The sequence below is a fragment of the Pseudomonas sp. PH1b genome (assembly GCF_000633395.1).
In the GTDB taxonomy this organism is placed as follows: Bacteria; Pseudomonadota; Gammaproteobacteria; order Pseudomonadales; family Pseudomonadaceae; genus Aquipseudomonas.
The window spans coordinates 169,533-191,315 of sequence record NZ_AYMU01000015.1; the positions used below are offsets into that span (position 1 = coordinate 169,533).

A 21,783-nucleotide genomic window follows, 5' to 3' on the forward strand; every position below is an offset into this window, starting at 1 on the left:
GGTCCTGCGGACCTCATCGCGAGCAAGCTCGCTCCTACGGGGAGGGCGTCAGGTTCGGATCAGTTGCTCTTGACCGCGTAGTCCGGCTTCTTGTCGTTGCCCGGAATGAACGGGCTCCACGGCTGGGCGCGGATCGGGCCCTCGGTCTGCCACACCACGTTGAACTGACCGTCGGGCTGGATCTCGCCGATCATCACCGGCTTGTGCAGGTGGTGGTTGGTCTTGTCCATGGTCAGGGTGTAGCCCGAGGGCGCGGCGAAGGTCTGCCCGGCCAGGGCCTCGCGGACCTTGTCGACATCGGTGGACTTGGCTTTCTCCACCGCCTGGGCCCACATGTGGATGCCCACATAGGTGGCTTCCATCGGGTCGTTGGTCACCGCCTTGTCCGCCCCCGGCAGGTTCTTGGCCTTGGCGTAGGCCTTCCAGGCGGCGACGAACTTCTGGTTCACCGGGTTATCCACCGATTCGAAGTAGTTCCACGCCGCCAGGTTGCCCACCAGCGGCTTGGTGTCGATGCCGCGCAGTTCTTCCTCGCCCACCGAGAAGGCCACCACCGGTACCTCGGTGGCTTTCAGGCCCTGGTTGGCCAGTTCCTTGTAGAAGGGCACGTTGGAGTCGCCGTTGACCGTGGAGATCACCGCAGTCTTGCCGCCGGCGGAGAACTTCTTGATGTTGGCGACGATGGTTTGATAGTCGCTGTGGCCGAACGGGGTGTAGACCTCTTCGATGTCCTTGTCGGCCACGCCCTTGGAGTGCAGGAACGAGCGCAGGATCTTGTTGGTGGTGCGCGGGTAGACGTAGTCGGTGCCCAGGAGGAAGAAGCGCTTGGCGCTGCCGCCGTCTTCGCTCATCAGGTATTCCACCGCCGGGATCGCCTGCTGGTTCGGTGCGGCGCCGGTGTAGAACACGTTGGGCGACAGCTCTTCGCCTTCGTACTGCACCGGGTAGAACAGCAGGCCGTTGAGTTCCTCGAACACCGGCAGCACCGACTTGCGCGACACCGAGGTCCAGCAGCCGAACACCACCGCCACCTTGTCCTGGGTCAGCAACTGGCGGCCCTTTTCAGCGAACAGCGGCCAGTTCGAAGCCGGGTCCACCACCACCGGTTCCAGCAGCTTGCCGTTGACCCCGCCCTTGGCGTTGATCTCGTCGATGGTCATCAGCGCCATGTCCTTCAGGGACGTTTCGGAGATCGCCATGGTGCCCGACAGCGAGTGCAGGATCCCCACCTTGATGGTCTCGGCGGCCTGGACGGTCCAGGTCATGCCCATCGCGGCAATCGATGCCGAGAGGGTGAAAGCCTTGAGCAAGCTACGACGCTTCATTGTGCGATCTCCATGAACTCTTGGTTTTTTTAAGAGGCAGATGCGGACTACTGAAGGGCTGTTTTGCAAGGGGTGTGCCGAGTCGGTGCAGGGCAGGAAAACCTCGCTTTACGCGCGCGCGCAGGAGAATCGATGCCCCAAGACGAGGCCTGGGTCAGGGCGTGGTGCGCCGGGGTGCGTCATTGTGGTGCTGGCGCACAGCGGCAGCCGTGATCGGCGCGGGGCTTCAATTCACGCCGGGGAAGGAGTCGACATATTTGATGGTGAAGTCGGGAAAGGAGTCGACGATCTGGATCTTGTAGTCGGGAAAGCTGTTGACGATTTTCCACTTGCCCGGCGAGTCGGCAAAGGAGTTGACCTGCTTCACCTTCAGGTCGGGGAAGGAGTTCACTACCTTGACCTTGTAGTCGGGGAAGCTGTTGACGATCTGGATGTTGCCGTAGATTTTCGAGACGTCGACGGATGTGGCGGCCACGGCGCCAAGGGATGTACCGAGCAGCAAGGCCAGGAGCAGGGTTTTAAGCATGAGACTCATCCTGAGAGATCGAAGGACGCGATCTTAAAGCACGGGCGACGCTTGTAGGAGCTGGCTTGCCAGCGAAGAGGCCCGCGAATCCGGCATACGGCTCACGGGCGCTTTCGCCGGCAAGCCGGCTCCTACAGGGGCGCGGTCAGCGGCGGCGCATCAGGCCGATGAAGAACAGCCCACCGATGGCCGCGGTGGCCACGCCGATGGGCAGGTCCTCGGGGGCGATCAGGGTGCGGGCGGCGACATCCACCCAGACCAGGAACAGGCTCCCCAGCAGCACGCACACCGGCAGCAAGCGGCGATGCTCGGCGCCCACCAGGCGCCGGGCAATGTGCGGCACCATCAGCCCGACAAAACCGATGGAGCCGCTGATGGACACCAGCACCCCGGTCATCAGCGAGGCAATCAGGAACACCTTGAGGCGCACATTGCGGGCATTCAGGCCCAGGGTCACGGCGGTCTGCTCGCCGGCCATCAGGGCATTCAACGGACGGGCCATGCCCAGCAGCAGGGCCAGCCCCAGCAGCACACTGGCGGCGGGAATCGCCAGCAGCTCCCAGCGCGCCAGGCCCAGGCCGCCGAGCATCCAGAACATCACCGCGGAGCTGGCCCGGTGATCCCCCATGAACAGCAGCAGGTTGGCCACGGCCATCATCACGAAGGACACGGCCACGCCGCATAACAGCAGGCGGTCACTGTCCAGGCGGCCGTTGCGGGCGGCGATGCCGAGCACCAGGACCATGCTGGCCAAGGCGCCGATAAACGCCGCCAGGGGCAAGGTCAGCAGGCCGATCACCTGCCCCAGGTGCAGGACCACGATCACCGCGCCGAGGGTGGCGCCGGAGGTGACGCCCAGCAAGTGCGGGTCGGCCAGGGGGTTGCGGGTCACCGCCTGCAGCACCGCGCCGATCAGCGCCAGCCCGGCCCCCACCAGGGCGCCGAGGAGCATGCGCGGCACGCGAATCAGCCAGACGATGTGTTCCTGCCCGGCAGGCCAGTCCACCACGCCGATACCCAGCGCCTTGTGCAGGAGAATCCGCCACACCAGCTCCGCCGGTACCCGTGCCGGGCCAAAGCCCAGGGACAGCACGCAGGACACCAGCAGCAGGGCGCCAAGGATCAGCAGCAGGCAGGCATAGCGACCCTTGATCATTCGCCGTGGAAACCCTTGGCCAGGGTTTCTACCGCCAGCACATTGTCGATGCCCGGGGTGGCCTGCACGTAGGGGATGACGATGAAGCGCTGGTTCTTGATGGCGTCGATCCCCTGCAGGGCCTTGTTGTCCAGAAGGAACTGCTGCTTCTGCTCGGCTGTGACTTCGCTGTAGTCGACGATCACGATCACCTGTGGGTTGCGCTCGACCACGGTCTCCCAGTTGACCCGAGTCCAGCTGGCGTCGACGTCCTCGAGAATGTTGCGCCCACCGGCAGCCTCGATCAGCGCGTGCGGCATGCCCAGGCGGCCGGAGGTCATGGCCCGGTCTTCGCCGCTGTCATAGAGGAATACTCGCGGCGGGTCCTGGGGCAGGTCCTTCTGCACCTGCGCCACCTGTGCCTGCATCTGGGCGATCAGGGCATTGGCGCGGTCCTGAACATCGAAGATCCGGCCCAGGTTGCGCAGGTCGTTGTAGGTGTCATCGAGGCTGGCGGGCGGGCGCTGCATGACGAAGGCGCAGGACTCGGTCAGCTCATAGACATTGATCCCCAGGGGCGCCAGGGTCTGTGGGGTCAGGTCGCCGCCGACGCGCATGCCGTAGTCCCAGCCGGCAAACAGAAAGTCGACGTTGGCGTTGAGCAGGGTCTCCACCGAGGGGTACTTGGCCGCCAGCTCCGGCAGGCCCTCCAGCAGGGTGCTCATCTCGGGTGTCACGGCCTTCCAGCCGCTGATGCCGCTGTAGCCCACCATGCGCGACTTGAGCCCCAGGGCGAGCATCATCTGGGTCATGTTGATGTCATGGCTGAGGGCGTGCTGCGGCGCTTCCTTGAAGGTCACCTGGCGGTTGCAACTGGTGACGGTCAGCGGGTAGCGGGTGGCTTCGGCGAAGGCCTGGGTGGCCCCCAGCGACAGGGCCAGGAACAGGCTGGAGCGAAACAGAAGGCGCAAGGTCATGGTTGGGTAATCCAGGTGATTCGTGGGTAGCCGGACAGGGGGTGTGCATCGATCAGTGCCTCGACCCCGAACACCTCTCGCAGCAACTCCACGGTGAGCACTTGCGCCGGCGTACCGCTGGCGACGATGCGCCCGTGGTCAAGCACATACAGGCGGTCGCAGAAGGCCGCCGCCAGGTTCAGGTCGTGGATGCTGGCTAGGGTGCCGATGCCCAGGCGCTTGACCCGCTGCAGCAGCTCCAGTTGGTAGCGTGGGTCGAGGTGATTGGTCGGTTCGTCGAGGATCAGCAGTTGAGGTTGCTGGGCCAGGGCGCGGGCCAGGATCACCCGCTGTTTTTCACCCCCGGAGAGGGTGGCGAAGGCATGTTGCTCGAAGCCCAGCAGGCCCACCGATTGCAGGGCCTCACGGGCCAGGTGCCGGTCCTCGTCGGTGTCGCCGTCGAACAGGCCCTTGTGGGGCGTACGGCCCATGGCGACCACTTCTTCCACCGTCAAGCCAAAGGCGTCGGGGAACTCCTGCAGCACCACGGCGATGCGTTGCGCGCACCAGCGTGGCGACTGTTTCCAGACATTCTGGTGACCCAGCTGCACCTCGCCCTGCTCGGGCTTGCTGAAGCGATAGGCGCAGCGCAGCAGGCTGGTCTTGCCGCTGCCATTGGGGCCGATCAGGCCGACGAACTCTCCGGGCGCCACCGACAGGCTGGCCTCACGCAGTTGGAACTGGTGATGGCAGTGGCCCTGGCCCAGGGGCGTCCAGGCCAGGTTGCAGAGGTTCAGCGAGGTCATGCCGTGTCCGTGTGGTCCCTGCGCGGTGGCCGCAGGTGAGGTTAAAAGGTGTAGTCAGCGGTGACGAACAACGAGCGTGGCTCGCCGAGTATCCACTGCTGGCCGTCATTGTATTGGCTTTGCGCGTACTGGCGGTCAAACAGATTGTTCAATTGCAGGCCCAGGGTGGTATTGGGCAGGGCCTTCCACGACAGGCTGGCATCGACCACGGTGTAGCTGGGCAGTTGGTTCTGATTGGCCATGTCGGCGTAGCGTGCGTCCACGTAGCGCACCCCGGCGCCGGCTCGCAGGTCATCGTTGATGGCCTTGCTCAGCCACAGGTTGGCGGTGCGGCGCGGTACGTCCACCGGGCGCTTGCCATCGCGGGAGACTTGCACGCCGTCGACGTCCTGCTGGAAGTCATCGTATTGGGCGCGAACGATGGCGGCGTTGGCTTGCAGTTGCCAGGCGCGGGGCAGTTGCAGGTCCAGGCTGGCCTCCAGGCCGTTGGAGGATTGCTGGCCCACTTGCTGTTTCAGGTCCGGGTCGCCCGGGACATCGGTCAGCAGCTTCTTCTTGACGATGTGGTAGGCCGCCAGGGTCCATTCGCCGCGCTGGTCCCAGAACATCTGCTTGAGGCCGATCTCGGTCTGCCTGGCGCTGGACAGGTCGAATTGCTGCTGGCTCTTGCTCAGGGAAATCAGCCCGCCGACCCCGTCGGTGCTGGTGGAGTACTGGCCGTACACAGATGTATCCGCAGTGACGGCGAACACCAGCCCGGCCTTCCAGTTGTTGCCGGTGAGGGTCTTGTCGTCACGCTCGTTCTTGACCAGGTCATCGCGATCAATATGCACGTAGTCGCGGCGCACACCGGTCACCAGGGACCAGCGCTCACTGAGCTGCAGGCGGTTTTCGGCGAACACCGACATCTGCTTGGTGGTGGTCTTGAACTGGTCGCGGTAGGGGCTGTCGCTGGCGAAGTCACCCGGGGCCGGGTGGTACAGATCCACCGGCTGGCCGTCGGTAAAGTAGTCGGTGAAGGGCGAGTTGCTCTTCATGTGGAAGCGGATGCGGTTGTAGTCGACTCCGGTCAGGGTCTGGCTGTCGAGGCCGAACACGGTGTGCTTGAAGGTGAAGGTCTGGCGGTCGCCAACCTGTTCCTGCTGGTGGCCAATACCGAAGTTGCCGCTGCGGGTCAGCTGCCGGTCCAGGCGGTTGAAGTTGTAGTTCTCGGCGTTCTGCCAGCGGCGCTGAGCCTTGAGGTAGTACAGCTCGTTGCTGGCACTGAGGTTGTCGGAAATCTGCCATTCGCTGGTCAGGCGGGTCCACTGGTCGTTGTAGTGCTGCTGGTCGTTGCGCACGTTGTAGTTCTTGTCCCGCAGGCTGTTGTGAAAGCGCCCATCGATCAGCGGCGTGCCGAAATAGTTCATCGGCTTCTGGTCGCCGTAGTCGTGGGCCAGGGTGAAGGCCAGGTCGTCACGGGCCTGCCAGCGCAGGGCGGCGCTGACGAAGTCGGCGGAGGAATCGCCTCGGTCGATCCAGCCGTTGCTGCGTTCGCGGTTGAGGTTGAGTCGGTAGCTCAGGGTGTCGCTCAGGGAACCGCCGCTGTCCAGGGCCTGCTGCTGGCGGTCGTAGGAGCCGTAGCCCAGGCGCAGGTGGTTTTCGATTTCGCCGCTGAACGGCTTTTTCGCAATGGTGTTGATCACCGCACCGGTGGCGCCTTCGCCGTACAGCACCGAGGCCGGGCCGCGCAGCACGTCGACCCGCTCCACCGCCCAGGTGTCCACCGGGAAGGTCACGGTGCCCATGCCGGTGTACATGCGGTTGCCGTCATACAGCTGCATCACCGAGCTCTGCCCGGTAAAGCCCCGTGCCGACAGCGACGTGCCGCCGTCGCCCGGGGTGCCGGTGCGGCTGATGCCGGCGCTGCGCGATACCGCGTCCTGGATGCTGCGATCGCCCCGGGCGCGGATCCGCTCGCCACTCAGGCTGTCGGTGCTGGCTGGGGTTTCCAGGGCGCTCAGGCCCAGGCGCGAACCGGCGCTGGTGGGGGTCTTCAGGCTGACGCTGCCGTCGGCCTCGCTGGCTGGGGCGGAGATGGTGCCGGTGGGCAGGGTCAGGGCGGAGTCGTCGGCCTGGGCCAGGGAAGGCAGGGCCATCAGGCAGAGGCTGGGCAGCAGGTACTTGTTCATCGGGACGGTGAATCACTTCTTCCAGAGGGTTGCCCGCAGCGGGGACTGCGGGCGAGGATCTTACACTAATTGTTATAAAGTAACATTATGGTGGTGCGCAACTGAAGCGCGCGGATTGTATCGAGCCCTCTGGAATGCGCATCTCGCCTGACTCATGTTGAAGATGAGGCGGATTCAGGATCACGGTTCCAACGTGACAGCAGCAAGCGGTCCAGCAACCACACCACGATCAGCGAAGCCCCCACCAGCGGGAAGGCCAGGGCCAGCAGGCCGATGACCAGCATCGCGGTTTTCCAGCGCGGCAGGTCGTGGCGCAATGGCGGTACGCCGAGCCGACCCTGGGGGCGACGTTGCCACCACATGACGATGCCGCTCACGGCGCCGAGCAGGATCATCAGGCACACCACCAGCACCAGAATCTGGTTGAAGCGGCCGAACATCTTGCCTTCGTGCAGCATCACCCCCAGCTCGGTGGCCCGGGCGACGTTGCTGTAGTCCTTCCAGCGCACATCGGCGAGCACCTTGGCGCTGTACTGGTCGACGTGCAGGGTGGCGTCGTGGCGCGGGTCGTCGGCGAACACGGCGATGGTGAATACCCCTGTCGCAGTGCTCGGCAGGGTGATGCTGTAGCCCGCTTCGACCTGGCGCTGGCGGGCGATGTCCTGCACCGCCTGCAGGCTGATGGCGGGGGCGGCCGGTGCTGCATTGCCAGCGTTGTGGGCCATGTGCTCGGCGTGGTCGCCGGACATCGGCATCGGGGTGTTTTCCAGGGCCCAGGGCACGGTCTGGCGGCTGGCGCTATTGAGCTCGCCAGCCTGCTGGTCGGAGGTCGGCACGTCGTTCCACATGGCCGCCGGGAAGCGGTTCCACAGGTTGGCGTACTGCTTGCCCCAGAAGCCGGTCCAGGTCATGCCGCTGAGCAGCATCAGCAGCAAGAAGGCCGAGCCCCAGAAACCCAGCACGCCGTGCAGGTCACGCCAGAACAGGCGGCCGCGAGCGCCCCAGCGTGGCCAGAGAACCCCGGCCGAAGACTTGCCCCGCGGCCACCACAGGTACAGGCCCGAGACCACCAGGACAATGCCCCAGCTCGCGGCCAGCTCCACCAACCGATCCCCCACGGTGCCGATCATCAGCTCGCCATGAATGGCCCGGGCCATGGCCTGCAGGTTGCCCTTGGCATCCTGCTCGCCAAGCACGTCGCCGTGGTAGGGGTCGATGAACACATTGAGTTCCTGGCCTTTGTGCTGCACCACGAACTGCGCGCTGCGCTCGGCGTCCACAGGGGGTAGGTACTGCTTGATATGGCCCTGGGGGTAGGCCGTTTGCACCCGCTGCAACAGCTCATCGGCGCTGAGGCTGTGGTGGCTGGCGGGCACCTTGAGCAGGCTGGAGTACATCAGCGGGTCCAGCTGCGGCTTGAACAGGTAGACGATGCCGGTCAGGGCCAGCATCACCATGAAGGGGGCGACGAACAGCCCAGCGTAGAAATGCCAACGCCAGGCCAGGTTGTAGAACGACACTTTGGGTCGATTCATCGAGGAACGCTCCGCAGGGCTGTGGATCTGTTTTTATGAGGCGCCGATGGCGGCCTGGTAGCCGGCAGGCCGGCCCCTGAACCAGGAGCCGGCCGCTGGCGTTGGGGGGTCAGAAGCTCAGGTCAACCTTGGTCCAGAGCGTGCGCCCCGGTTCCTTGATCGCCTGTGGGTCGGTCGCCGGGTAGCCGAAACCGGCATTGCCCGCCAGGTTCAGGTGCTCGGCGTAGGCCTTGCCGAACAGGTTGTCGACCCCGGTGCTGAGCTTGAGGTTCTTGGTCACCCGGTAGGCGCCGTTGAGGGAGAACACGCCGAAGCCGCCGCTCTTGCCGAAGTCCTTGCCGACCACATTGCCTTTGTTCAGGTCCACCCGGTTCTGCGCGGCGACCACGCGCCACAGGGCTCCGGCGCTCCAGTCGTCCTCGCTGTAGGTCAGGCCGAAGCGCGCATCCAGCGGCGGCATCTGCGGCAGGGCCTTGCCGTCGCTGCTGTTCTTGCCCCAGGCGTAGGCCAGGGTCGCATCGGCTTTCCAGTTGGAGGTCAGCTTGTAGGCCGCCCCCAGTTCGCCGCCCATGATCCGCGCGTCGATGTTCTCGGCCCGGGACATGCTCATGCCGCCCATCGCAGAACTGTAATCGAAGAGGATGTAGTCGCGTACCTGGCCGAGGTAGCCCGAGGCCCAGGCTTCCAGGTCTTCACCCTGGTATTGCAGGCCGAAGTCGAGCTGGGTGGTCTTTTCCGGCTTGATCGAATCGAAGGCGTTCACTGAGCCCGCCGGGCCCATTTTCGGCGAGAACAGCTCCCAGTAGTCGGGGAAGCGCTGGGTGTGGCCAAGGCCGACATAGAGCGTGGTCGGGCTGTCGGCCAGGTCATGCTCGTAGCGCACGAAGCCGCTGGGCAGGGTGTCGGCGCGGGTGTCGCCGGCGGTGGGGTTGGGGCGGCTCATCATTCCCGAGCCGATGCTCTGCCGGTAGTCCTTGGCTGAAGCGCGGTCCAGGCGCGCACCGGTGATCAGGCGGTCACGCTCGGCGGCGTACCAGGTCAGCTCACTGAACGCCCCGTAGTTGTGGAAATCCGCATCCTTGGTGCGGGGCAATTGCTTGTAGGTGTCGATGCCGCTGCTGGCGCGGTTGCGGTGTTCGTTGGTCTGGGCGTCCAGGCCGCTGATCAACTGCACATCGGCCCAGCGCCAAGTGGCCTTGATCCGTGCTCCAAGGGTCCGACGGTCGACGTTGGAGGCCATGGGGCCGGCCATCATCCCGGTGCCGGACGGGGTGCGCAGGCTGTAGTTGTCCATCACGTGGTCGGCGTAGTTGTAGTAGACCTGGGCCTCGACCTTGTCGAGAACGTCGCCGATGTTGGATTTCTCGAAGCGCAGGCCCAGGCTTTCACGCTTGAACTGCGAGCCGTCCATGCCACGCCCGGCATAGCGGGCCTCGCCATCGCCCTTGCCGGCGGTGAGCTCCAGCAGGGTGTCGGCGTCCGGGGTCCAGCCCAGGGCCACGTCACCGTTCCACTTGTCGTAGCGCGAGGCCACGGTGTCGTTGTTGCCGTCGCGGTAGTCGTCGGCGTGGGCGGTGTTGCCGATCACCCGCACATAACCCAGGGGGCCACCGGCAGCGGCGTCCAGAGTCTTGTCGAAGCGCCCGTTGGAGCCGGCCAGCAGGCTGGCATTGACCCGGGTGCCGAGTTCGCCGAAGTGTTCCGGCTCACGCTCGAAGAGCACCGTGCCGGCCGAGGCGCCCGGGCCCCAGAGCACGGTCTGCGGGCCCTTGATCACGGTCAGCTTGTCGTAGGTTTCCGGGGAAATGTAGGAGGTCGGGGCATCCATGCGGCCGGGGCAGGCGCCGAGCATCATGCCGCCGTTGGTGAGGATGTTCAGACGCGAACCGAACATGCCGCGCAATACCGGATCACCGTTGGTGCCGCCGTTGCGCACCAGGGCGAAGCCGGGAATGGTCTTCAGGTAGTCGCCGCCGTCACTGGCCGGCACCGGCTGGCGCGGGTCCTTGGGGTTGGTGACCACGGTCAGGGGCGAGCTGGGGGCGATGGCGGTGATTACCGTCGGGCTCAGCTCGGTGCTGGTGTGCCGGGAGTGGTCCATGGCGTCTTCGGCCAATGCCAGTGGCGTGAGCAGGACGCCGCAGAGCATAGCGATGGCGCTGGTGAAACGCTGGCGCGAAGGGTTCAGGGCAAAGCACTGGAGTGGCTGGGCAACGCCCAGGCGAGTGTCAGCAGAAAACATAGTTGTTCCATCGATCGGTCTTGAATGACACGGCCAGCAATACGCGTCTGTCGCGTTGACAGCCGGCCGTGTGAGATGAGCTAGCGACTCAGCTGGGGATCGGTGGGGCGCGGGTCAGGGCGCCGGGGAACACGGTCTGCCGGGCGTGGCCCAGGCGCGTGGCGGGGATCAGGAACGACTGGGTGGGAGGCGCCGACAGGGCGGCGAACGACAGGCCCGAGGGCAACGCCGGGCAATTGAACAGCAGGCTGCAGTAGCCACATTTTTCCCAGAGCACATGCTGTTCGCCCTGGGGCTTGCCATGCTCGCCGTGGCTGGGGGGCTCGTCGTGGCAGGCGGGCGCGCCGCTGCCCATGTCCATCGAAGCGGACATGTTCATCGGCATCGCGTGATCCATCGGCATCGACTGGGAAATCAGCGGGCCGATAAAGATCATCAGCATGGCGAACAGGCTGATCCAGCTGCCGCGGCGGACTCGGAGTGAGTCTCGACGCGACACAGGGTGCCTGACGCCAGGCCTGAGCGGGGCGTTCACGGTAGAGGCCGGTCAGTGCTTACTGGGCGTGCTGGTGCTCGTGCGTGTTGTCCGGTGCCTGTTTTTGCACTGCGACTTCGACGGTGACGTTACCGGCCTTCTCGAAGTGCAGGGTCAGCGGGAAGCGCTTGCCATCGCTGAGCAGGCTGCGGTCTTTGAGCTCCAGCAGCATCACGTGGTAACCCATGGGCGCAAAGGTCACCTCGCCCCCGGCGGGTACGGCGACTGTGGGCACCTGTTGCATCTTCATCAGGTCGCCCTGCATCACGTGTTCATGCAGCTCGGCCTTGCCGGCGATCGGCGTGTCGACGCTGAGCAGGGTGTCGGCAGTCTTGCCCGGATTGTGCACCACGAAGTAGGCCGCGACGGTCGGCGCATTCGGCGGCAGTTCCTGGGACCAGGGATGGGCGATCTGCAACTCGCCGGCCTTGTAGTCGTGGGCGGTGGCGAAGCAGGCAGGCAGCAGCAGGGCGGCCAGCAGCAGGGATTGCTTGACCAGGGAAGATGTGGACATGGCAGTTCTCCAGAACGATTCAAAAACGCAGATCACTTGCGAAAGGGAATCATGCCAGAGGCGGGGCCCCGGGGTTCAGGCTCGGCCACTGCTGGCGCAGGCTGAGCCATTCGAACGGCGGCTGGGGGATGCCCGGCTGGGCCTGGAAGCGCTTGAAATACAGCTGTGGGACATGCCCGGGCAGCGCCACCAGCGGGGCGGAGCCGGAGCAGCACCAACAGTGCTGCATATTCGAGTGATCGTCGTTCTGCGGGGCTTTCTGTTCAAGCTTGCCCAGGGAGATGGCCACCAGCTTGGTACCGGTGGAAGAGCAGAAGCTGCCCCACAGCAGTTGCTCGTCGACCCCTGAATCGCTGCGCTGCATGGCCCCGGAAAGCGGCATGGCAAGCATGTTGAACAGCACTGCGAAGCAGGCGATCCAGGCAAATGCGAGCCGTTGTCGGGACATGGTGGGCGATCCGTCGGTTGAGCGATCAGGCGGGTATTTAGCCTGATCGCTGTGGATAAGTAAAAAAACACTGTGTGCGGTGTGGTGTCGCAGTGCCCGGTCAAGCCAGGCCGACGTGGAGTTTCAGCCCCAGTGCCTTCATGACCTTGATGATAGTCGCGAACTCGGGATTGCCCTGGCTGCCCAGGGCCTTGTACAGGCTTTCGCGGCCCAGCCCGGTAGCCCGTGCGACCTGGGTCATGCCGCGGGCCCGGGCGATGTCGTTGAGGGCGGCACGGATCAGCACGCCGTCGCCGGTGTCTTCCTCGAAGCAGGCCTCGAGGTAGGCAACCATGTCTTCAGGGGTCTTGAGGTACTCCGCCGCGTCGAAGCGGGTCACTGGGGTGCGCATGTTTCAGCCCTCGCTCATGAGGTCGTGGGCCAGTTGCCTGGCCTGTTGGATGTCGCGTTTCTGGGTGGACTTGTCGCCACCGATCAACAGCAGGTAGATCCGTTTGCCTCGACGGGAGAAGTACACCCGGTAGCCGGGACCGCGATGGATGCGCATTTCATGCACGCCCTCGCCGACGGGCTCGCAGTCTCCGAAGTGCCCCAGTTGCGCGGCCCTCACCCTGGCCAGTACGCGAGTCTTTGCCTGAGGGTCGTTCAGGTGGAGGAGCCAGCGAGTGAACTCCCGAGTCTGCTCGAAGATCAACATAGCGACTGTATTCCTTGGGATACTGACTGGCAACCCATTTGCCAGCTTGATGCTCAATAACGTGACGATCGGTCTTGTGCCGTATCGGCGTCACTGAGGTTGTCCAGGGAGGCTAAGGCATGGGCCAAGGCGGCGCTGTCAGGGGGGTCGCCTGTGAGGGTGAGGCGAGACGTTTTTGTCTGTCAGGCTGTGTACTGTGAGTGCATCGCGGTCAGCAGTTCGGTGACGCTGCTGAACACTCGATCGGCCTCGGGCAGCTCCGGACGCTTGAGTACCAGCACCGGTATTGCACGCTCGCGGGCCACTTCCAACTTCGGCTCGGTGGCGCTGCTACCGCTGTTCTTGCTGATCAGTACATCGATTTGCCGGCGCTCGAACAGGGCGCGCTCGTCCTCGATCAGAAAGGGGCCGCGAGCACCGATCACTTCGCAGCGTTCATTGCCCGCACAGGCTTCCAGTGCACGCAGGGTCCAGAACTGCCCTGCAGGAATCTCGTCCAGGTGCTGCAAGGGTTCGCGGCCCAGGGTGAACAGCGGCCGTTTGAATTCGTCGAGGGCGTCCACCAGTTGCCCCCAATCAGCGACCTCACGCCAGTCATCCCCGGGTTGCGGTTGCCAGGCCGGACGCCGCAAGGCCCAGCAAGCTGTGTTGCTGAGGCGCGCGGCGGCCACTGCATTGGCACTGATCCGGGCGGCATAGGGATGGGTGGCATCGAGCAGCAGGCCGATCCGTTCTTCGCGAATAAACGCCGCCAGGCCATCGGCGCCGCCGTAGCCCCCGACCCGTACCTGACAGTCCAGGTCGCGGGGTACCCGGCCGATGCCGGCCAGGCTGTAGATATGCTGCGGGCCCAGGGTACGGGCGATGGCCAGGGCTTCAGTGACTCCACCCAGGAGCAGGATGCGAGTCATGAAAAGGCTCCAGCATGGCCGACAATGCCGCCCTGGCGATCGATGGCAAAGACCTCCACCTGGACCTGGGACGGCACCACGCTGCGGGCGAATGCCAGGGCGTGCCGGCACACCGCGGCCCCCAGGGCCACCCCGGCGGCGCTGGCCATGGCCAGCGCCTGCTGGCTGGTATTGGCCTCGCGAATGGCCTGTTGCAGGGCCGGATCGGCGCCCTCTTGCGCAGCCCATTCGGCCAGTTGCCCCAGGTCGATGCTGGAGTGACGGCTGTGCAGGTCCATGTGCCCGGCGGCCAGCTTGCTGATCTTGCCGAAACCGCCGCACAGGCTGAGCTTGTCCACAGGCACTTTGCGCAGGTGCTTGAGCACGGCGCCGACAAAGTCGCCCATTTCGATCAGGGCGATTTCCGGCAAGCCGTAGACGCGGCGCATGGTGTCTTCGCTGGCGTTGCCGGTGCAGGCGGCAATGTGCAGGTAGCCATTGGTCTTGGCCACGTCGATGCCCTGGTGGATCGAGGCGATGTAGGCCGAACAGGAAAAAGGCCGGACGATGCCGCTGGTGCCGAGAATCGACAGCCCCCCGAGGATCCCCAGGCGCGGGTTCATGGTTTTCAGGGCCAAGGCCTCGCCGTCGCGGACATTCACCGTGACCTCGAAGCCACCGTGATAGGCCCGCTCTTCGGCCAGGCTCAACAGGTGTTCAGTGATCATCTTGCGCGGCACCGGGTTGATCGCCGGTTCCCCTACGGCCAGGACCAGGCCTGGGCGGGTCACGGTCCCCACGCCTTGGCCGGCGACGAAGCGGATTCCCGGCTCAGGCGTCAGGCGGACCTGGGAATACAACAGCGCGCCGTGGGTCACGTCCGGATCATCCCCGGCGTCCTTGAGGGTGCCCGCTTCCGCGCCGTCCTCAATGTGACGGCAGAACTCCAGGCGCATCTGCACCTGCTTGCCCTTGGGCAGGATGATATCCACCGCGTCCGCGTCGACGCCCCCCAGCAACAGGCGAGCCGCCGCGAGGCTGGTGGCGGTGGCGCAGCTGCCGGTGGTCAGGCCGCTGCGCAGGGGCGCGGGCTGTTCTGCGGTTTCGTCACGCATGCCCTGGCTCCTGTGGCAACGAGCCTGCTGGCGCTAGGGATGACGCCCTGCTCCAGAGTGTTTTCGCGGGGCGTCCCGGGCCTGCAGTACTCATGACGCATCCAGGGGTTTGCACAGGTCCAGCAGGGTGATCGGCAGGGCCTGGCGCCAGGTGTCGAATTCGCCCAGGGGCTGGGCCTGGGCAACATGGATGCGGGTCAGTTCGCCACCGTGCCGGTCGCGCCAGTGCGCCAGGGTCATTTCACTTTGCAGGGTCACCGCGTTGGCCACCAGGCGTCCGCCGGGCTTGAGCTGTTCCCAGCAGGTCTGCAAGACGCCTTCACGGGTCACGCCGCCACCGATGAACACCGCGTCCGGGCGTTCCAGTCCGGCCAGGGCCTGGGGCGCGCTGCCGCGGATCAGTTGCAGCCCGGGCACCCCGAGGGCATCGCGGTTGTATTCGATCAGTTGCTGGCGGCCGTCATCGGCCTCGATGGCCAGGGCCCGGCAGCTGGGATGGGCGCGCATCCATTCGATGCCGATGGAGCCGCTGCCGGCGCCCACGTCCCAGAGCAGCTCACCGGGCACCGGCGCAAGGCGGGCCAGGGTGATGGCGCGCACGTCCCGCTTGGTCAACTGGCCGTCATGGCGAAAGGCCGAATCCGGCAGGCCGGCCAGGCGCGACAGGCGCGGCGCACCTGCCTCGGCCCGACACTCGATGGCCAGCAGGTTGAGGTCGGCAATCGGTGGGTCGCTCCAATCGTGGGCGCTGCCGTCGATACGGCGCTCCAGGGGGCCGCCCAGGTGCTCCAGCACGCTGATCCGGCTCGGGCCGAAGCCGCGCTCGCGCAACAGGGCAGCGATGGCCGCCGGGCTGTGGCCGTCATTGCTCAGCACCAGCAGGCGCACACCGCTGGACAGTTGGGCATTGAGCGCGGCGATCGGCCGCGCCACCACCGACAGGCTGGTCACTTCCTGCAATGGCCAGCCCAGGCGGGCGGCGGCCAGGGAGTAGGAGGAAGGAAAGGGCAGCACCTGCAGCTCTTCCACGGGCAGTTGGCGCGCCAGGCTGGCACCGACACCGAACAGCATCGGATCGCCGCTGGCCAGCACACAGACCGGTGCCCCGCGCTGACTCAGTACCGGCTCCAGGGAAAACGGGCTGGGCCACAGCTGGCGCTCGCCGCGGATGCACGCGGGCAGCAGATCCAGCTGGCGCTGGCCGCCCACGATCCGCGAAGCGCCGAGCAAGGCATGACGGGCATTCCTGCCCAGGCCCTTGAAGCCGTCTTCACCGATTCCCACTACTGTCAGCCAGGGCGACATCTAATTTCCTCAAACCGAAGGTTCCGATGGGCAAGCTTTTCATGCCTTCGGACAAAGCAGGCATAATACCGCGCCTGCGCTGACGAAGCGCTGTTCCCATACTGCCGGTTGCCCCCTTGAACGAACGCTCGATGTCCACCGCCATTCGCCCCTCGGCCTGCCCGGGGTTGCTGCGCATCGTCCCGGCGCTGGACGGCGGCATCTGTCGGATTAAGCTGGCGGGTGGCGTCATCAGCGCAGCCCAGGCGCTGGCGGTGGCCGATGCGGCGCAGGCTTATGCAGGCGGCGTGATCGAGGCCACCAACCGCGCCAACCTGCAGATTCGCGGCATAGGCACCGAGCACCGGGCGCTGATCGAGGGCTTGCTGGCCGCTGGCCTGGGACCCACCACGGCGGCCGGCGACGATGTGCGCAACCTGATGCTCAGCCCCGGCGCCGGCATCGACCGGCAGATGCTGGTCGACACCCGCCCCCTGGCGGGGCAGATCCTCGAGACCTTGCAGAGCCATCCGCGCTTCCATGAACTGTCGGCCAAGTTCGCCGTGCAGCTCGACGGTGGCGAGGCCCTGGCCATGCTTGGGCATCACCACGATCTGTGGCTGGCGGCGATGCGGCAGGACGGACGCTTGCTGCTGGCCTTCGGCCTGGCCGGCAGCCCTGTGGATAAACCGGTGGCGGCGGTGCCCCTCGAAGCCGGCCATGAGCTGCTGGTGGCGGTGCTGGAGCTGTTCCTGGAACGGGCCCGGCCGGAGCAGACGCGCATGCGCCATCTGCTGGCCGAAATGCCCCTGGAGGATTTTCTCGCGCAACTGCGCCAGCGCCTGGGCGTTGCCTTGCTGGATATCGACGGTTGGCAGCGCCCGGCGGCCGTCGAGGGCTTGCACATCGGCACTTATCCACAGCGCGTGGACCCCCTCCTCGCGACGGGCCCGGAGCGCGAGCCGGTCTATATCGGTGCGGTCACGCCCTTGGGGCGCCTTGACCCGGCGATGCTCAAGGGCGTTGCGCAACTGGCTCGGCAGTACGGTGATGGCAGCCTGCGTTTCACGCCCTGGCAGAGCCTGCTGCTGCCCGGGATTGCCTCGGCGAACGCCCCGGCGGTTACTGCGCAACTGGACCAGTTGGGTCTGCTGTGCCGTCCCGAGCAAGCCCTGGCCCACCTGATCGCCTGCACCGGCTCCAGAGGCTGTGGCAAGGCCCTGGCCGAGACCAAGGGCGACGCCCTCCGGCTGGCGGCCTTGCTGCAGGGCCATGGCCGCCAACCGGAGGTACACCTGTCGGCCTGCAGCCGCTCCTGTGCCTCGGCCCATGTGGCCCCAGCCACCTTGCTGGCGGTGGCGCCGGGACGCTACGACCTTTATTTTCGCGATGCCACGCAGCCGGGTTTCGGCAGGCTGCGGGCCCGCAACCTTACTATTGAAGCGGCAGAGGCTCTGCTCGATGCCCGCCCACGGAGCCACCTTGATGATTGATTACATCCGCGATGGTCAGGAGATCTATCGCAACTCCTTCGCGATCATTCGCGAAGAAGCCAGGCTGGATCGCATTCCGGCCGACCTGGAGAAGCTCGCGGTGCGGGTGATTCACGCCTGCGGCATGGTGGAGGCCATCGATGGCCTGCAGTTTTCCACAGGTGCCGGCAAGGCCGGGCGCGAGGCCCTGGCCGCCGGCGCGCCGATCCTCTGTGATGCGCGGATGGTCTCCGAAGGCATTACCCGGGCGCGCCTGCCGGCGAACAACCCGGTGATCTGTACCCTGCGCGACGACAGCGTGCCGGCGCTGGCCAAGGAGCTGGGCAACACCCGCTCGGCGGCCGCCCTGGAACTGTGGCGCCCGCACCTGGAAGGCAGCGTGGTGGTGATTGGCAATGCCCCCACTGCGCTGTTCTATCTCTTGGAAATGCTGGACGCCGGGGCGCCGAAACCGGCTTTGATCCTCGGTTTCCCGGTGGGCTTCGTGGGCGCCGCCGAATCCAAGGCCATGCTCGCTGCTGACAGCCGCGGCGTGCCCTTCGTGATCATGCAGGGGCGCCTGGGCGGCAGCGCCATGGCCGCCGCCGCGGTCAATGCCCTGGCCACGGAGGTCGAATGATGCAGCAGCCTGGACGTTTGATCGGCCTCGGTGTCGGCCCCGGTGACCCGGAACTGATTACCCTCAAGGCCCTGCGCCTGCTGCGCGAATCGCCAGTGGTGGCGTATTTCGTGGCCAAGGGCAAGAAGGGCAACGCCTTCGGCATCATCGAGGCCCACCTGCAACAGGCCCAGACCCTGCTGCCCCTGGTGTACCCGGTGACCACCGAGGTGTTGCCGGAGCCGCTGTCCTATGAGCAGATCATCAGCGACTTCTACGACAGCGCCAGCCAGCAGTTGGCCGAGCACCTGGATGCCGGTCGCGACGTGGCGGTGATCTGCGAAGGCGACCCGTTCTTCTACGGCTCCTACATGTACCTGCACGACCGCCTGGCCGAGCGCTATCAGGCCGAAGTGGTGCCCGGTGTCTGCTCCATGCTGGGCGGCGCCTCCGTGCTGGGTGCGCCCCTGGTGTATCGCAACCAGAGCCTGTCGGTGCTTTCCGGGGTGCTGCCCCATGACGAACTCAAGCGTCGCCTGGCAGATGCCGATGCGGCGGTGGTGATGAAGCTGGGACGCAACTTCCCCAAGGTGCGCCAGGTGCTGGAGGAGCTGGGGCTGGCGGAGCGTGCGCTGTACGTCGAGCGCGCCACCATGGCCAACCAGAAGATCGTGCCCCTCAACGAGGTAGAGCCCATGTCCTCGCCGTACTTCTCGCTGATCATCGTTCCCGGCGAAAGGTGGCAAGGCTGATGGCCCGTTCGCTTGCCGCCATCGTCATCCTGGGCCAAGGCAGCCTGGGCACGGCCCGGAGCATTCAGCGGCTGTATCCCGATGCGTTGATCTACGGCCTGGCCGAGCGGGTCGAGGGTGCGGATCGCAGCTACCAGGAGTTCGGCGCGACGTTGCGCCAGCTTTATCAACAGGACACCCCGATCATCGCCCTGTGCGCGGCGGGCATCGTCATTCGTACCCTGGCACCGTTGCTCCTGGAAAAGGGTGCCGAGCCGCCGGTGCTGGCGGTGGCCGAGGACGGCAGCGCCGTGGTGCCGCTTCTGGGTGGCCTGGGTGGGGTCAATGTCATGGCCCGGGAAATCGCCGCTGGCCTGGGCGTCGCCGCGGCGATCACCACCAGCGGTGAACTGCGCTTCGGCACCTGCCTGCTGAACCCGCCCAGCGGCTATGCCCTGGGCGACCTGGAGCTGGGCAAGCGCTTTGTCTCCGACCTGCTGGGCGGCGAAAGCGTGCGCATCGAAGGCGCCGCGCCCTGGCTGGCCGAGGCCCGGCTGCCGCAAGACCAGCAGGCCCGGCTGACCATTCGCGTCGGCTCGGCCGAGCGCGAGCCCGCCGCCAACGAATTGCTGATCTATCCCCGCAGTGTGCTGATCGCCTGCAACGGCAATATCCATGGCGCCGAGGCATTGCGCGAGGCCCTGCATCAAAAGCGCATCGCCGTGCAATCGCTGGCCTGCCTGCTGGCGGCTGACAGCGACATGGCCCATCGCGGCTTGCATGAGGCCGCTGCCGAACTGGGCGTGCCCCTGCGTTTTGCGCCGGTTGCCAGCAGCGTTGTCGAACTGGCCCAGCGCGCGGTTGCGCAACTGCTGCCGCCCCTGAGCGTGGGTGACGACATCGCCATCGCGGTGGCCAGCCAGCCCCTGGACCCGGAGCAAATCGGCCGCCCCCGTGGGCGCCTGGCCGTGATCGGCCTCGGCCCTGGCGCCGCCGAGCTGATGGTGCCGGCAGTGAAAGCCGAACTGGCCCGGGCCAACGACATTCTGGGTTATGAAACCTACGTGCGCATGGCCGGGCCGTTCCGTGCCGACCAGGTCATGCACTGCACCGACAACCGCGAAGAAATGCAGCGTGCCCGTCACGCCTTCGAACTGGCCGCACAGGGCCGTTCGGTGGTGGTGGTGTCGTCCGGCGACCCGGGGGTGTTCGCCATGGCCGCTGCGGTGCTCGAAGCCCTGCACGAGTCCAGCGACCCGGCCTGGCATCGCGTCGATCTGCAGATCCTCCCAGGCGTTTCCGCCTCCCTGGCCACTGCGGCCCAGGCCGGTGCCCCCCTGGGCCATGACTTCTGCGTGCTGTCGCTGTCGGACAACCTCAAGCCCTGGGACATCATCGAGAAGCGCCTGGACCTCGCCTCCCAGGCCGATCTGGCCTTGGCCTTCTACAACCCGATTTCCCGCTCGCGGCCTTGGCAACTGGGCCGGGCCCTGGAGATCGTGCGCCAGCATCGCACGCCGCAAACCCCGGTGGTGCTGGGGCGTGATATCGGCCGCCCGGGCCAGACCCTGCGGGTGATCACCCTGGGCGAACTGACCCCGGAGCAGGTGGACATGCGCACCATGGTACTGGTGGGTTCCTCCACCACCTGCGTGTTCCCCCGGGCCGAGGGCGGCGAGTGGGTGTACACCCCGCGCTGGTACGGCAACAAACCCGTGTAGGAGCCGGCTTGCCGGCGAAGGCGTCCGCCAGGGCCCTGCAAGGCTCAAGGGCCTCTTCGCCGGCAAGTCGGCTGCTACGAGTCGCTGGGCTCGGCAGTCAGCAGCCAGCTGATGAATTCGAAGAAGCTGGCCCATCTGGCGGGAATGCGGCCGGCGACGAAGGCTTCCCAGTCGCCCAGGTCGAAATCCCAGACACCGCCGCTGTGCTTGTCCAGCAAATAGCCGCCTTCGCCTTGCAATGAGGTGAAGGCGACGAAGTGCTGGGGCAGTTCCCAAACCTCGTGGATGAACTCGGTGGCCGCGAGGATCTCCTCGCCGGGTCCGACAAGGTCGAAGAGCATTTCGTTGCTGGCACGGCTGCTGAAGTCGGCGGGGTGGCAGGCCAGGTGGACCTGCGCGAACTCGCTGTCTTGGGCGATGCCCAGGGCTTCCAGGGCTTGGCTGACTTCGCCGGCTTCAGGGCGCGGGCGGTAGCGGGGCTGGGCTTCGATCAGGGCAATCAGGGGTGCTGGAATCATGTTGGGTACTCGGCGGCGCGAGGCCACTTGTCCAGGGGCAGGTGGTCCTGGTGGCGGGCAAAGTGTTCCCGGGCCTGGCCCAGGGTTTGATGGTTCGGTCCGCTCGGCACATCCAGCGCTTCGCTGCCGTCGTCTTCCCAATGGCACAGGTCGCAGATCTCGTACGTGGCCCGCTCCGACAGGGTTCGATAGCCACAGCAGGGGCAGGCCTCCCGGTGTTCGAGGCCTGGGCTGACGAGGTAATCGCCTAGCCCGGCTTCACGCAGGCAGCGCATCAGATACAGGTGGCTGACGCCACGGTATTCAGCGCGCAGGGCGATCAGCAGCAGCGCTGCGTAGCGTGGGTCCTGTGCCTCTTCCGGGGGCTCCGGTTGCGTCAGGATCTGTTGTTGCAGGCTGGGTGCAAGTGTCGCGAACTCAAGGTCGTCGCTGTCTATCCCCCACCAGTTCAGGAGGTGGGAGGCCCGAGCGTCAGCATTGAGGCCGGGCAGCTGGTGTCTGCTCAAGAGGTCGATGGCGGCGTTGGCGGTGAGTGTTTCCATG

The 21,783-nt window shown here is 66.0% G+C and carries 22 protein-coding genes; 4 read left to right on the forward strand and 18 right to left on the reverse strand.

The genetic code is table 11. The annotated features are described in order from the left end of the window. Positions 1–59: 59 nt before the first annotated feature. The 16 genes from urtA to U873_RS0123390 all read right to left on the reverse strand — a co-directional run bounded on the left by urtA (position 60) and on the right by U873_RS0123390 (position 16,200). Entirely contained in the window at positions 60–1,325 is a 1,266-nt protein-coding gene (gene urtA / locus U873_RS0123315) for an urea ABC transporter substrate-binding protein (RefSeq protein WP_025130535.1), read from the reverse strand. Positions 1,326–1,551: 226 nt separating this feature from the next. Beyond that, complete coding sequence (locus tag U873_RS0123320) at positions 1,552–1,851, reverse strand: hypothetical protein (RefSeq protein ID WP_025130536.1); 300 nt, start codon at positions 1,849–1,851, stop codon at positions 1,552–1,554. A 145-nt stretch (positions 1,852–1,996) separates the two neighbouring features. Next, a complete protein-coding gene (locus tag U873_RS0123325; protein WP_025130537.1) occupies positions 1,997–3,007 on the reverse strand; it encodes an iron ABC transporter permease in 1,011 nt (336 codons plus the stop codon). Further along, entirely contained in the window at positions 3,004–3,963 is a 960-nt protein-coding gene (locus U873_RS0123330; RefSeq protein ID WP_025130538.1) for an ABC transporter substrate-binding protein, read from the reverse strand. Before U873_RS0123330 ends, U873_RS0123325 begins: the two co-directional genes overlap by 4 nt. Then, positions 3,960–4,748: an ABC transporter ATP-binding protein gene (locus U873_RS0123335; RefSeq protein ID WP_025130539.1), complete on the reverse strand. Its 789-nt coding sequence runs from the start codon at positions 4,746–4,748 to the stop codon at positions 3,960–3,962. The genes U873_RS0123330 and U873_RS0123335 overlap by 4 nt, the downstream gene beginning before the upstream one ends. 41 nt (positions 4,749–4,789) lie before the next feature. After that, entirely contained in the window at positions 4,790–6,919 is a 2,130-nt protein-coding gene (locus U873_RS0123340) for a TonB-dependent siderophore receptor (protein ID WP_025130540.1), read from the reverse strand. A 152-nt stretch (positions 6,920–7,071) separates the two neighbouring features. Then, positions 7,072–8,454: a PepSY domain-containing protein gene (locus tag U873_RS0123345; protein WP_025130541.1), complete on the reverse strand. Its 1,383-nt coding sequence runs from the start codon at positions 8,452–8,454 to the stop codon at positions 7,072–7,074. Between the two features lie 109 nt (positions 8,455–8,563). Next, complete coding sequence (locus U873_RS0123350) at positions 8,564–10,696, reverse strand: TonB-dependent copper receptor (protein WP_025130542.1); 2,133 nt, start codon at positions 10,694–10,696, stop codon at positions 8,564–8,566. A gap of 88 nt (positions 10,697–10,784) precedes the next feature. Continuing rightward, positions 10,785–11,195 (reverse strand): DUF2946 domain-containing protein, encoded by a 411-nt coding sequence (locus tag U873_RS0123355; protein ID WP_025130543.1) that lies wholly within the window; start codon positions 11,193–11,195, stop codon positions 10,785–10,787. A 55-nt stretch (positions 11,196–11,250) separates the two neighbouring features. Further along, positions 11,251–11,745, reverse strand: coding sequence for a copper chaperone PCu(A)C (locus U873_RS0123360; protein ID WP_029978591.1), 495 nt, complete (start codon positions 11,743–11,745; stop codon positions 11,251–11,253). Positions 11,746–11,794: 49 nt separating this feature from the next. Further along, the gene (locus U873_RS0123365; RefSeq protein ID WP_025130545.1) at positions 11,795–12,193 is read right to left on the reverse strand and encodes a DUF2946 domain-containing protein; all 399 of its coding nucleotides are present in this window, start codon (positions 12,191–12,193) and stop codon (positions 11,795–11,797) included. Positions 12,194–12,293: 100 nt separating this feature from the next. Continuing rightward, positions 12,294–12,584: an addiction module antidote protein gene (locus tag U873_RS0123370; RefSeq protein WP_025130546.1), complete on the reverse strand. Its 291-nt coding sequence runs from the start codon at positions 12,582–12,584 to the stop codon at positions 12,294–12,296. Between the two features lie 3 nt (positions 12,585–12,587). Next, entirely contained in the window at positions 12,588–12,890 is a 303-nt protein-coding gene (locus tag U873_RS0123375) for a type II toxin-antitoxin system RelE/ParE family toxin (RefSeq protein ID WP_025130547.1), read from the reverse strand. A gap of 182 nt (positions 12,891–13,072) precedes the next feature. Next, the gene (locus tag U873_RS0123380) at positions 13,073–13,801 is read right to left on the reverse strand and encodes a cobalt-precorrin-6A reductase (protein ID WP_025130548.1); all 729 of its coding nucleotides are present in this window, start codon (positions 13,799–13,801) and stop codon (positions 13,073–13,075) included. Further along, a complete protein-coding gene (locus U873_RS0123385) occupies positions 13,798–14,895 on the reverse strand; it encodes a cobalt-precorrin-5B (C(1))-methyltransferase (protein ID WP_025130549.1) in 1,098 nt (365 codons plus the stop codon). Before U873_RS0123385 ends, U873_RS0123380 begins: the two co-directional genes overlap by 4 nt. A gap of 90 nt (positions 14,896–14,985) precedes the next feature. Further along, positions 14,986–16,200 carry a bifunctional cobalt-precorrin-7 (C(5))-methyltransferase/cobalt-precorrin-6B (C(15))-methyltransferase gene (locus U873_RS0123390; RefSeq protein ID WP_025130550.1) on the reverse strand — a complete coding sequence of 405 codons (1,215 nt, stop codon included), beginning with the start codon at positions 16,198–16,200 and terminating at the stop codon, positions 14,986–14,988. A gap of 131 nt (positions 16,201–16,331) precedes the next feature. On the opposite strand from U873_RS0123390, the gene cobG reads away from it, so the two are divergent. From cobG to cobJ, 4 genes are read left to right on the forward strand one after another with little or no spacing between them, the layout of a single operon-like run. Further along, a complete protein-coding gene (gene cobG / locus U873_RS0123395; protein WP_025130551.1) occupies positions 16,332–17,672 on the forward strand; it encodes a precorrin-3B synthase in 1,341 nt (446 codons plus the stop codon). After that, the gene (locus U873_RS0123400; protein WP_025130552.1) at positions 17,665–18,291 is read left to right on the forward strand and encodes a precorrin-8X methylmutase; all 627 of its coding nucleotides are present in this window, start codon (positions 17,665–17,667) and stop codon (positions 18,289–18,291) included. Before cobG ends, U873_RS0123400 begins: the two co-directional genes overlap by 8 nt. Further along, positions 18,288–19,022, forward strand: coding sequence for a precorrin-2 C(20)-methyltransferase (locus tag U873_RS0123405; protein WP_177330304.1), 735 nt, complete (start codon positions 18,288–18,290; stop codon positions 19,020–19,022). Before U873_RS0123400 ends, U873_RS0123405 begins: the two co-directional genes overlap by 4 nt. Continuing rightward, entirely contained in the window at positions 19,022–20,722 is a 1,701-nt protein-coding gene (gene cobJ, locus U873_RS0123410; protein ID WP_025130554.1) for a precorrin-3B C(17)-methyltransferase, read from the forward strand. The genes U873_RS0123405 and cobJ overlap by 1 nt, the downstream gene beginning before the upstream one ends. Before the next feature lie 74 nt (positions 20,723–20,796). Here the strand turns inward: cobJ and U873_RS0123415 are convergent, their stop codons facing one another. Further along, positions 20,797–21,240: an SMI1/KNR4 family protein gene (locus tag U873_RS0123415; protein ID WP_025130555.1), complete on the reverse strand. Its 444-nt coding sequence runs from the start codon at positions 21,238–21,240 to the stop codon at positions 20,797–20,799. Beyond that, positions 21,237–21,782, reverse strand: a complete 546-nt coding sequence (locus U873_RS0123420) for a CPCC family cysteine-rich protein (RefSeq protein ID WP_025130556.1) — start codon at positions 21,780–21,782, stop codon at positions 21,237–21,239. Before U873_RS0123420 ends, U873_RS0123415 begins: the two co-directional genes overlap by 4 nt. Between the last annotated feature and the right edge of the window lies 1 nt (position 21,783).